Genomic DNA, 12608 nt, shown 5'->3' on the forward strand with positions numbered 1-12608 from the left:
AATTATAGGTTAATCGAAATTTTTTTTCACAAACCCCAACACCCATTAACTTGACTGCCTCAAAAATTTTGGTCTAATTTACAAATCTTAAAATTTATAATTGTTTAAGTTTTTATTATTTAGTATTAGAATTTCTTCTTCTTCATATGTTTCTATTGTTTCTGTTTTTATTCCATTCCATATGATTAGGATTCCTTTTGGATTGTTTGAGTTGTTTATGCATTTTTCGAAGTCTTTGAGGTATCCTAGTAGTTTGTACATGCTGTCTACTATGTATTCTCGGCGTTCGGTTAGTTTTATTTCGATTATTTTATATTGTATTTTGTTCTTTTGTTCGATTTCTAGTATTATGTCGGGTAGTCTGCTTCGGACGTTTAAGGAGTATTTTTTTAGTATGTCTTTGTATTGGCTGTTTTGGGCTAAAGGGCAAGGTATTTGTTGGTAGTATATTTTGATAGTGGTTTCTGGGTCTTGGTATTGTGCTGTGTATGGCTTTTTCTGGTGGGCCATTATTAGGTTTATATCTAGTGTTGAATTGGGGGTATTTTTTTGTTTTGTTCCTAATTGGTCGATTATGTGGAATAGTGCATATATTTCGTATAGATCTTCTTCTTTGGTTGGTTTGAGTAATTGGTTTCCTATGAGGGATTTGATTGTTTCTAGTTGGTTATTGTGGAATATTTTATCGTATAGTTCGTAGCATTTGAGGATTTCGTTTCTATATATTCTGTTTCGATGTGTTCTGAGTCTTTGCAGATCTCTTGGTTTGATCCTTTTGGTTTTGGTTAGGTTTTGGATGTAAATATTGTTTAGCGCTTTTTTTATTGTATGATTACTTCCTATTATGTCGTCTTGCCAGTTATCTTTGAGATATTCTATTTCAATATTTTCTTCAGGTTTGATAAATTGAAATGTTTCTGCGATTTCTGCTATGTTAGTTAATATATATTTTAGAATTTGGTTTTCGGGAAGGTCATACATTCTTGAAGCGGGTTTGCACATGAAAATGCTTTTATCATTATATCCTGAGCCATATCTTTCTTTATATGTTAGGTTCCAATCTATTCTGCCTTTTATGATTCCTTGTGATCTTATAACCTCTTTTTGGGTAGAATGAGATAGATTACGCATAAGTTGAGGTAGAATATTTACTAAGTCTTTAACTTCTGCGCTTAAAAGAAAATGTACTCTTTTGAGGATATCTATATGTGATTCTCCGATTTCAAGATTCTCTGGATTGATTTTTAGCTTTGGGGAAGATTCTCTAAATAGGTATAGCCAAAGTCTAGGTTTTATATATTCATAAACCTCTTTTTTATCCCATTTAACATTTGATTTCATAAAAACTTTTTTCCTATTATTTTTATGTTCCCATGTTGAATCCGGTTTCTTTAAAGCGTTTAATAATTTCAGGGTCTTGTTTTAGGTATTCATCTAAGGATTTCCATATTTCTTTTATTTCTGTGAGTAATAATCCTTCTAATTGTGGAACAATGAATGAAATGAAAGCTTGAACTAATATTTCAGTGTTTATGTTGTTCTTAGAATCTGATAATTGTACTCTTGCTTTAACAAATTCACATATGTCTTTTAGGATAGCAGGTCCCATTGGACGGAAGTCATTGATTTTAAGAAGATTATCAATTAAATCTGTATATCCGTTATCGATATCGCTAGTCCATTCTTTTATTAAATTTTTGTAATCAATATCTTCGGGTAAATCAATGTATACAAATGCAAAACGTCGCATAAAAGCATAGGACATTTCAAATAAGGAATTTTTATCAAAAATATTCATTGTAGCGATAATTCTCCAATTATTACCAACAGAATATTCTGCGACTTGTAGACAAGATTTTATTTCCCCGTCATTTGGAATAATTTTTACATGTTCTTTATCTGAAATAAATGGTAATTCTACTCCTTGACCGGATAGAACTGTGAATAGTTGTCCAAATGCTTTATCTATATCCGAACGATTAATTTCATCTATTATAAGTGTTTTATTTTCTTTTATTGCTTGTAAAAATTTTCCTTCATAAAAACTAAGAGAATCATCATTTTCCTCAGGCATATAACCTCCAATGGTATCAAATGTACTCCAATCAGAAGTAGCTGTAGTTAATATATATCCTTCTGAAAACTTTTTTTCGACTATTCCATTGGCAATGTGTTTAGCTAGATCAGTTTTACCAGTACCTGGAGGGCCTGTAAGTAAAATATGTTTACCTGAATTAAGAAGAGCACAAATATTTTCTAATATTCCCTCTTTTAATTTGATATCCTTTGTATCAATATCAAGAGGATTTAAAAATAGAGGTTCCATTTGTTCAACTGAAACTATGGGGTAATTCCATCCTAATTTATCAAATAAACATTCTATTTCATTGGATTTAATCTCTCTTAAAATTCCGCCAGCACCACCAATTGCTCTACCCCATGCACTTCCATTTTTATAAGGAACATTGTTAGCATCTAATAGACATTTATGGATTTCATCAGGTTTATTATCTTCATGATAAATCGGATCAGAAATATCTACTCTAATGGGATAAGGATCATCGGACCATAATACAGAATTACCTTCAAATGTATCAGATTCTATTTTACAAAGAGTAAAGCCAAACTTTGAGGAATATATTAAAAGATAATCTCCCAGTTTTAACTTCGTTGCTTTGGTTCTGTTTTCCTCTTTTATACCCCAAACATTATTATCCATACATATTCCATAATTAGACTGTAAATCCTTACCAATAGTTACCCAATATATTTTAGGCTCATGATCAAAATGACCGACAATTATATCCCAGACTTCATCAAGTTGTAAAAGAGTTAAATCATTTTCTTTAGCTAATTTAACTAAAATTTCATTTATTCGACTATATTCCTCACCAAAACTAATATTTTTATCAAATTTAGGTTTAAAATCTGTTTTATCCATTGCTAACTCTGCTTTACTATTATACACACCATATTCAGTAGGATATACAACTGATAAAATTGGAGTCAATATCGCCCTACCTAATCCTTTAACATAATTATTACCTTTTAATGGCATAAGTTCATTAAAACGTTCATTAATAGGTTTAGACTCATCTAAAAGAATCTTTAAACCTTCTTTTAGTTTATCCATGTCCTGAGTAATAGTGGTGCTTAATCTTTGAATCCCATGCCAATGTTTGTTATTCTTAAATGAAAGAAACGACACAAAATCTTCTTTACTGAGCTTGTCAAGATTATCTGGATGAAAAATATGTCCATATTTTTCAAATACTTTTTTATCTTCTGCTTTATTATAAGATTCTTTAACACTTTTTATAGATTCTACAAATAATTTATAAGCTTCCCAATTAGCAAGACTTTTATAGTAGGGTATAATAGACTCATATGTTTCTAAAATAGCACCAATGTCCTTTTTTATATCTGAATCATTTGATAAATCATCAAATGAGTAAAACCGAGAAATAATATTTCCAGCTTCATATAATCTTGTTTTAGAACTTCTATCTTTTAGATCAATAGGGTTTTCATTGAAACCTTTAGGAATCGTTTTTAAGTTAGTTTTTAAGTTTGAGGCTCTAGATTGTAGTATTTCAAATTTATCTCCTCTAATATTTGTTACTCCTTGATTAAGAGATAGATATATTCCACTCATATCCTTTCTAAATAAATAAACAACATAAAGACCATCTTGAAAGGTAATTGAACATTCGAAATTCCTTATACCCTCCCAAGGAATAGTAGCCCATCTACCTTGTCCATGAGATATCTTAATTTCATAGTTATCAACATCTATAAACTTATCAACGTTATTTTTAAGATTATTAGTAAAATCCGACCTCATTCTCTCTGCAAATTTATTATCTTTAAAATTTTTAACTTTTTCGTTAAGATAATTATCTAAAATCAGTTTAAAATCATCACCAAACATTTCACCCTCCCCCATAGAGGATATTCTAGTTTTTTACTAATAAATTTGTCGCATAAATTAGATTAAGATAATCGATAATGATAGAGCTAAATTTTCAAGGATTTTAGATGCCAAAAGAGCTTTTTGAAGAATCTAATAAGTAAATATTACAAGTCACTAAATCTCTCATTTATTTATGTACCGAAGATTATTATCAATAATATACAATTCGAACAATTTTATAGTCAGAATAAGATTTATAGTTTTTATGAGGGGCATGAAATTATTATTGTTGGTTGATTAGATTAATTATTTAAATTTGAGTTGGATCTACTATGAAAAAGTATAATACAGATTCTATTGGAAATATGATGTCTCAGATATCTCAAAATGAAGTTTATTTACCTGCAATTCAAAGAAAATTTGTATGGAAATATGATCAGATTGAAATGCTTTTTGATTCTATCATGAGGGGTTATCCAATAGGTACTTTTCTTTTTTGGTCAGTCGTAGGTGATACCAAAGATGATTATACTTTTTACAAGTTTATTCAAGAATACCATGGACGAGATAATTTTTTTAACGAAGTGGCCCCTAAACCCGAGCTAAAAAATAAAATAATCGGAGTTCTAGACGGTCAGCAAAGATTAAGTTCAATGTATATTGCTCTTCAAGGTACTTATGCATATAAAAAAAAGCATTATCGAATTGAAAGTAAGGGAGCTTTCCCAAAGAGGGAGATGTATTTAAACCTGTTTCCAACTAAAAAACTTGATGAAAGTATAATTTACGAATTTAAATTTTTATCAAAAGAAGATTACGAAGAATTTGATAAAGATCTACTTTGGTTCAAAATCAGAGATGATCAGTTATGGTTCAAAGTTAAAGAAATTTTAAAATGGGAAAAAGATCCAGATATTGACAAATATTACGACGAATTAATAGAGACTCAACACCTGACAAATGAATTTATTAATTTAATCAAAGAAAACAAAGCTAGAATCAAAAAAATATTGAGAATTCTCCATACAAGACTCACTAATGAAGAGTTAATTAATTTCTATGAGTTAGATGAACAAAATTTAGACGAAATTTTAGATATTTTTGTTCGAGTTAATAGCGGAGGAACACAATTATCAAAATCAGATCTTCTCTTTTCAACTATTGTAGCAAGATGGGAAAAAGCTAGAGATGAAATAGATTTTTTATTGAAAAATATTAATCAAAAAGGGGAAGGATTCGAGTTTGACAATGATTTCATAATGAGAGCCTGCCTTGTGTTAACTGATGCTCCCATAGTTTTCACAGTTAAAAGCTTCAAAAAAGACAATATTTATAAGATAATGGGAAATTGGGAAGATATCAAATTATCAATTGAGAATATGGTTGATTTGTTAGTTGATTTTGGATTTAACGATAAAAATCTCACTTCTTTAAATGCAACTATCCCATTAGCCTATTATTTAATGAAAGGCGGCCAAATAACTAAGAAAACTAAACATGATCTTAAAATTTATCTGATACAAAGCTTAATTCAAAAGATCTATGGTGGTCAGGGAGATAGTGTTTTAACAAACATGAGAGATGCTTTAAGAATAAAAAGCCAAGAAGATTATATCCTTAGATATAAAAATTTTGATCTTGGCAATTTCATTCAGAATCTCGAACTAACAGGTAATAAACGCTTTAAAATTGGTGAAGACGATGTTGAAGACTTATTGGAAAATAAAAAGGGACCATATACATTCATGATACTTTCACTTTTATATCCAAACATCAAATTTGGGCTTGTAAGGTTACACCAGGATCATATCCACCCTGCAAGTTCTTTCACAAATGCAAAACTCAATAAATATGGAATACTCGAAGAAGAATGGAAACATTGGCAATTATTGAAAGACCAGCTACCTAATCTACAAATAATGGAAGGTTCTGAAAACGAAAGTAAAAATAAAACACCATTTAAAGATTGGTTAAAGGGTGAAAATGCTGATGAAATTCCAAATGTTCCAGATATTGACAAATTTTTATCGGATAATTATATCCCTATTAACACAAGTTTAGAATTCCAGGATTTTTTAAAATTCTTTGAAAGAAGAAAAGCCATATTAAGGGATGAAATCAGGAAGAGATTATTTTAATCAGGATATAACATATTTAAGAGGTGGTTAATGTGGATGATTATAATGAAGGGAAAGATCTTTATAAAAATGGAGAGTTTAATAAAGCTTTAATTAAATTCAAAACAGCACAAGATAAGAACCCTGAAAGTTTGGACTGTTTATATGCACTCGGTAGAACTTTTACATTCATTGAGAAATATGAAGAATCACTACTCTATTATAACAAGATTCTTGATATTAACGCTAACCACCTTAAGGCTTTAATTGGAAAATCTTTATCACTTTCATGTTTAAATAAAACAATAGATGCTTTAAGTATAATTGATGATAGTCTACAAAATTCTAATAATGGTTATTTATGGGCGATAAAAGGTCGTTTATTATCATTAACTCATGAAAATAATTCTGAAGTAAAAAATTGTTTTCAAAAAGCTTTTGAATTATGTGATGATACTCCTTTTTTATATTATCAAAAAGCAAAAGCTTGTCTAAATGAGTTAGATTATAAAAAAGCTTCAAATTTTTATAATAAATCAATAGAAAGTATTGAAAATTCTAAATGTGATTTAGATGAAGGAATATACGTAACAAAACTATTAATTATGTTTGATAGGGGTTGGATGTATTCTAGGATAGGCGATTACGCTGAAGCATTAAAATATTGATGAAGCATTAAAAATGAGCAAAAAATCTGTGGTTGGTTTATATTCTAAAGATTTAATGTATTATGAACTTGGTGATCCAGATCGTGCATTGGAGATTATTAATCATTTACTGTATTTGGAACCGGATGATATTTTTTCCTTAATTTTAAAACTTATTATTTATAGGAAGCAAGGGTCTCCTCAAACTGCAATGAAGATATGCAAGCGAATCATTGAAATTGATGAAAAAAATGCATTGGCATGGGCTAATATGGCATGGCTTTACTATACTGAGAATCAATATGAAAAAGTTATCGAAGCTGCAAAAAAGTCTTTAAACATTGACCCTGACAATGCAGATGCTAATGCTTATGCATTATTCTATGGATCAAAAGCTGCTAAAAAAACTGAAAATCTTAATTTGGCAAGTGAATGGGAAGAGAAGTTAAGCGATCTAAATGTGAAAAAGATAATACGTGAAAAAGATCTACAAACTAAACTTATAAAAGAACCATGGCGAATAGAAAAAGTATTAGGTAAAGATATAAAGTTTAAAGAAAAAGAATACGCTCTAAAAGACAGGAAAAGGATTGATTTACTATATAAAAGTATTATAACTGGTGATTTTATAATATTCGAACTTAAAGTTGTTCCTGCTACCAGTAAAACATATAAACAAATTACAGGATACATGGATGCTATAAAAACAATAGAACCTGAAAAAAATGTTAAGGGTATTGTACTAAGCTTAGGGTATGATAAAACCTTTAAAAATTTGATTGATAAAAATCCCCATGTTTCTCAAATGGATTTTAGAAAATTAGGATTAGAAGTTTAAAAATTATAAAAAATTACTATTCAATTCTATTGAAAGAATTAGTATTTACGGGGAAAATTTAAATAATTAATTTATCATGATTTATTTATTCTTTTAATTATATGTGTTACAACCTCAAAAAATCTATTTGTTTGTTCGTCGTTCATTTTTGTTATATCAAACCAGTAGCCATCGTTTATTTCAGTTGCAAAATCTTTTAGATCTTTGTATTCTTCTACGATTGACTCTCCATTAGAAATTTTATTTCTTATGCTGTCGACTGTGACAAAAAGTGCCTGCCCATATGCACTCAAATTGCTGTATCCTCTAATTATATTGATATTATTTTCATCTTTAACAATATTTAATGAAAATCCTTTGGGTGTCCAGAGAACTAATAATTGTTTTTCTTTAGCATAGTCTAAGAGTTTTCGGTAAAAAACTGCTGTTTTTTCATCTAACTGTTCAAAGAAAGTTGTTTCATTTAATATTTCACTTTGAGTAGGTTTCATAGCCTGATATTCAGCAGTTTTCCCCACAAGTCGTGGTATGAGTGTTTTTAATCCTTCACCTACGTATTGTTTGAGTTCGACTGCATAGACTTCTGTAGGATCCATCTGTATGTTAAGAAATTCAACAATGGTTCTGAGTTTCGTAGGTATAATATCTGCAACAAATACTAATCTTATTTTACCCGCCTGTAAGTTGGTTTTTACTTGTTCCCAGAATTCATCTGGACTTATTTCCAATCCCAGCTCCTCTTTAAGTAATTCATTTTGATCCATTGTAGGGTATGTAAAAGTTAAGCTGGATATGATTTTTTCAACAGGGATGTAAACAAGTAAATTAGAAGCATAATCCATCATCTGTCCCACCACTTCTCTTCTTAATCTACCGTCAGAGCTTCTTTTTGTCTCAACGATTGTGGGAATAGCGTCCTGGTCTAAAAATAGATGATCAATTGATAATTTTTCTGATCCCATTTCATCAACAGAATATATATCAAGTTCTCTTTGAACTAATAGCCATCTTCTCGGTATATCCACATTCATTTCATCCCCTGCTAATAAGTTAGGATACTTCGCTACTAGATCTTGTAAAATATCTTCTGAAACATACTCTTTCTCTTCCATCTCAACCAGCTCATTCCCCTCCTGAAGTAGAAAAATCTTTCCTGCCAAAATAAAACCTCCTAATTCCACCTAAAACTTAATGATTATTTATTAAACGATTACATTAATTACTATATAATAAAAGAAATATTTATTTCATATTATATTTAAATAAGGGGTTAAAAAATACGAATTTTAAATTTTTACATTTAATATTGTAGGAGTAGAAGAACCTAAGAATCGTCAATCATGGATATTAGAATTATCCAACTATTCACAGTTTGATTCTGTTTTTGATAATCTAATTTATAAAAAATTATTTATTCGATTTGATGACTTCTTTAAGTTCTTTTATTTCTGAATGAAGTTTGTCTATTTTATTGTGGAGTTCATCGGATTTGTTATCATTATTGCTTTTTACTATTGCTGATGTGATAGTAGCTGTTAAAAAGCTCATAAATCCAATTCCTGTGAACATTATAATTGCTCCTATTACCCTTCCAACATCGGTTTTAGGATAAATATCTCCATACCCTACAGTTGTTACAGTTACTAATAAATACCAAAATGCATCATCAAAGCTGTTTATATCTCCATTTACGCCATATTCCACTAAATAAAGTACCGTAGCACTACTTAATAAAATCAATAAAACAATGAAAATACCATAGTCAATTTTGGTTTTATGTAACAAATCCAATAAATGTCGTATTTCTTTCTTAAATAATGCAAGAATCTTAATAATGCGTATTAATCTAAAATAACGGAAACCAGTACTTATAGGACCAACTAATATCTCAGGGACCATACCAAGAATATCCGTCCAATTACTACGCATAAACTGTTTTTTATCATCCGCTTTCGAAAAACGGTATAAAAATTCAGGAATTAATATCAATACAACACATAGATCAAAATATACAATCATTGTATAGACTTCAGGGCTTACTGAAAAGAACAATAAAGAAGTTAACAAAAAAATATCAGAAAGCATCAATACTAAAATAATCCCCTCTACAAACAAACCTATTTTATAATTCTTCATCCTATCCAATATAACCAAATTCAATAGACTCACCCAAAACTAAATCAATTAAACTATCACTTAACATTTACTATTTTAGTTTCAATTTAATCATATGGATATCACGTTGATTCAGAGGATTAACAACTTTAATATCCATTTTCAATACTTTATATTTTATTTTGAAAGATTTGAGACTAAAGTAAAATCTTTCTATCAAAATAAAATACATCACATTTAATCTGATGCGAAACATATCAATATTATTTGCTACTAAAGAATAATCGAATAATATGCTTATATAATTGTTTTTAACTATTATTTTCAAGATTAGGGGAGAGCTAAATGAGAATTTTAAATTTCAACATTCGATTCGGTGGGGAGAAACGAACATATAAAATTGTGGATTACTTTTTGAACAATGATTTTGATATGATTGTACTCACAGAATTTATTAAAAATGATAACGGTAAAGAAATTATAGCTAAATTAGTTGAGAAAGGGTATAAAACTCAACCATCTAATGAAAATGGTGAGTTCGGTTCATTTATTGCAAGTAAAGAGGAATTTATAACCAAGAATGTTGAGGATATATGGGTTGAAGTTTATATTCCCATCATGGATTTATATGTGCTTGGAGTATATGTTCCAGACAAGTCAGGATCTCAAAAGAATTTATTTTGGAAGAAAATATTAGATTACGCTGAGAAGCAAGTTGATAATAAAGTACTGATAACAGGTGACTTTAACAGTTGCACAAAAGCAGATTCTTCAAATAAAACAGAATACAATGCCAAGGATTTGATGAAACTAGAAGAATTAGGATAATAGACTTGTGGAAGTACAATGCAAAAGAAGAGTCTAGCGGATATACTTGGTTTCACTACTCTGGAACTGGCTTCAGATTAGACTATGCATTCGTTTCATCAAAGCTTGCTGAAACATTAGAGGATGTATCTGTTTATTCAGATTCTCAAATCAGGGAATCTAAAATATCAGACCATTCACCACTGGTAGTTATCTGAATTAAAATATAAATCTTCAATATTTTTTTACTGAAAATGTATAAAATTCTATGAAATTGGCCAACAACTTCTAAATCTATTATTGTTCCTTTTCAAATTCTTCTTCAGTATTAATCATTATCATTTAATTCTGGAAAGTTTCTGGAATATACTAATAGATCAAATTTATATATTAAATATTTTATTGTTCTGGTCATTTTTCAGATAAGGAGGTTGATGGTATGGTTGCTCCACATTTTCTGCAGAATTTTGAGTCTTGATGTATTGGAGCAGAACATTCTGGGCATTTAGATTTCATGCTCACACGTCTTTTCCCAACTAATCTTTCCCATGATTGAATTAGAGATCCTATAGGATCTTCGTCTCCTTTTATCCTTTCATTCAGTTTATCTTCTTTAATGGGAGAACTCTCTACTAATGGTTTTCCACATTCCGTACAAAACTTAGAATTAGGATTATTAAGCACAGAACACCGAGGACAGGAAATATCAACATCGTTTGTAGTAGGAGAACTCTCTACTAATGGTTTTCCACATTCTCTGCAAAACTTAGAATTAGGATTATTAAGCACAGAACACCGAGGACAGGAAATATCTTCATCTTGGCTTATTGATCTATCTAAACGCTTATTTACCATTCAAACACCTCTATAAACATTAGAAAATTAAAGTCTTCCTGCATTAATATCTTGAGCAGTGATATAAGCATCATATAAATTAATGACCCAAAGTATTGGTAGTAAAATCCACCCTATTAATATGAATGTCAATAATCCAGTAACAATTGCACATATAAACAGAATTAGTCCTTTCAATATTTGTCCATTATAAACTTGACCTAGTCCCACAATTAGAAATGATAATAGTACAGCGATCCACGGATTTTTTTCCATACATTAACCCCCAAATTAATTAATATAGAATATTAATACTCAATATATTTAAAATTAACTTTTTAGACTGAAAAATTAACTCTTAGAATATTAGTACATAACAACAACATCTATCATTTATACACACTATTTATTCCCCTCCTTATTTCATTCGAGGACATGAAAGCTTTAGTTTTCTACAATAACCAAAAATGGATGGTATTTAAACAATATCTCTTAATTAATAGTAATGTATTTATCCACAATCATATCACTAATTGTTTATACTCTTATGTTTGAATATATTCATGTTCTAGAAGGGTTTTGATTAATGGAAAAAGTCCACTTCAATCCGGGGTTGAAATGATGATAGTTCGCAAATATAAGTTTAGGCGGGGTTTCTTATGGATGAAAATAAATCAAATAATCTTATAACGTGCAATAAATGTGATGCAGAAGTTCCTGAAGGAAGTAAATTTTGTGTAGAATGTGGGGTGGCCATCGGGACAGTAAATGATATTGTTACAGAATCCTCAGAGGATATTATTAATTGTCCTAATTGCAACGAGGATGTTGAAGCAAGACTTAAATTCTGCCCAGAATGTGGAACTAAAATTCAAACTAATGCTCCTAGCCCACTAAATACATGCACTTATTGTGATGCTGATGTTGAAGTAGGACTTAAATTCTGCACGGAATGTGGGAAAAAAATTAGACATTCTAAAGGAACTTTAAAGAGAGACAAGTCTAACTGGCTTGATAAATCTTTAGTAACTATTAATAAATCAAGTCAGAGTTTACTAAAAAATGTAGACAATCTTATAGATAATAATATAAAAAAATCTCGAGTACCTCCAAACGTTAAAATTGAGCAGTTTAAGCCCGTGCGAATAAAAGGAATCGATAACCCAAATCCCGGGTATTTACTATGTGATCAATGTGGTGGTGTTTATAAACTTAAATCATTTGAAAGTAGAGATGATTTCAGTGTCCATTGCGAATGTGGAGGTAAAATAACATATCTCAAAAATTTGTCAAAAACATGACAAAGTCTTTGGTTTTTAATTTATCTAATGAGTTGA

The 12608-nt window shown here is 29.6% G+C and carries 12 protein-coding genes; 6 read left to right on the plus strand and 6 right to left on the minus strand.

All coding sequences use genetic code 11. The annotated features are described in order from the left end of the window. Positions 1-87: 87 nt before the first annotated feature. A complete protein-coding gene (locus K8N75_RS07610; protein ID WP_223791489.1) occupies positions 88-1341 on the minus strand; it encodes a hypothetical protein in 1254 nt (417 codons plus the stop codon). 22 nt (positions 1342-1363) lie between these two features. Then, the gene (locus K8N75_RS07615; RefSeq protein WP_223791490.1) at positions 1364-3931 is read right to left on the minus strand and encodes an MrcB family domain-containing protein; all 2568 of its coding nucleotides are present in this window, start codon (positions 3929-3931) and stop codon (positions 1364-1366) included. 314 nt (positions 3932-4245) lie between these two features. Here K8N75_RS07615 and K8N75_RS07620 point away from each other — a divergent pair, with 314 nt between their 5' ends. From K8N75_RS07620 to K8N75_RS07630, 3 genes are read left to right on the plus strand one after another with little or no spacing between them, the layout of a single operon-like run. After that, entirely contained in the window at positions 4246-6051 is a 1806-nt protein-coding gene (locus K8N75_RS07620; RefSeq protein ID WP_223791491.1) for a DUF262 domain-containing protein, read from the plus strand. 32 nt (positions 6052-6083) lie between these two features. Further along, entirely contained in the window at positions 6084-6698 is a 615-nt protein-coding gene (locus tag K8N75_RS07625) for a tetratricopeptide repeat protein (protein ID WP_223791492.1), read from the plus strand. Between the two features lie 13 nt (positions 6699-6711). Then, positions 6712-7515 (plus strand): tetratricopeptide repeat protein, encoded by an 804-nt coding sequence (locus K8N75_RS07630; protein WP_223791493.1) that lies wholly within the window; start codon positions 6712-6714, stop codon positions 7513-7515. Between the two features lie 74 nt (positions 7516-7589). On the opposite strand, the gene K8N75_RS07635 is transcribed toward K8N75_RS07630, so the two are convergent. Further along, positions 7590-8675, minus strand: coding sequence for a hypothetical protein (locus tag K8N75_RS07635; RefSeq protein ID WP_223791494.1), 1086 nt, complete (start codon positions 8673-8675; stop codon positions 7590-7592). 247 nt (positions 8676-8922) lie between these two features. Next, on the minus strand, positions 8923-9675 hold the full coding sequence (locus K8N75_RS07640; protein WP_223791495.1) for a potassium channel family protein: 753 nt from the start codon (positions 9673-9675) through the stop codon (positions 8923-8925). A 300-nt stretch (positions 9676-9975) separates the two neighbouring features. Here K8N75_RS07640 and K8N75_RS07645 point away from each other — a divergent pair, with 300 nt between their 5' ends. Then, complete coding sequence (locus tag K8N75_RS07645; protein ID WP_223791496.1) at positions 9976-10458, plus strand: endonuclease/exonuclease/phosphatase family protein; 483 nt, start codon at positions 9976-9978, stop codon at positions 10456-10458. Positions 10459-10463: 5 nt separating this feature from the next. After that, complete coding sequence (locus K8N75_RS07650) at positions 10464-10655, plus strand: hypothetical protein (RefSeq protein ID WP_223791497.1); 192 nt, start codon at positions 10464-10466, stop codon at positions 10653-10655. 193 nt (positions 10656-10848) lie between these two features. Here K8N75_RS07650 and K8N75_RS07655 read toward each other — a convergent pair whose 3' ends face one another. Further along, positions 10849-11292: a zinc ribbon domain-containing protein gene (locus K8N75_RS07655; RefSeq protein WP_223791498.1), complete on the minus strand. Its 444-nt coding sequence runs from the start codon at positions 11290-11292 to the stop codon at positions 10849-10851. Between the two features lie 27 nt (positions 11293-11319). Beyond that, complete coding sequence (locus K8N75_RS07660) at positions 11320-11547, minus strand: DUF5683 domain-containing protein (protein ID WP_223791499.1); 228 nt, start codon at positions 11545-11547, stop codon at positions 11320-11322. A gap of 383 nt (positions 11548-11930) precedes the next feature. Between K8N75_RS07660 and K8N75_RS07665 the strand changes: the two genes are divergently transcribed. Then, complete coding sequence (locus tag K8N75_RS07665) at positions 11931-12572, plus strand: zinc ribbon domain-containing protein (RefSeq protein WP_223791500.1); 642 nt, start codon at positions 11931-11933, stop codon at positions 12570-12572. Positions 12573-12608 lie beyond the last annotated feature (36 nt).

This window comes from Methanobacterium spitsbergense, assembly GCF_019931065.1.
GTDB lineage: Archaea > Methanobacteriota > Methanobacteria > Methanobacteriales > Methanobacteriaceae > Methanobacterium_B > Methanobacterium_B spitsbergense.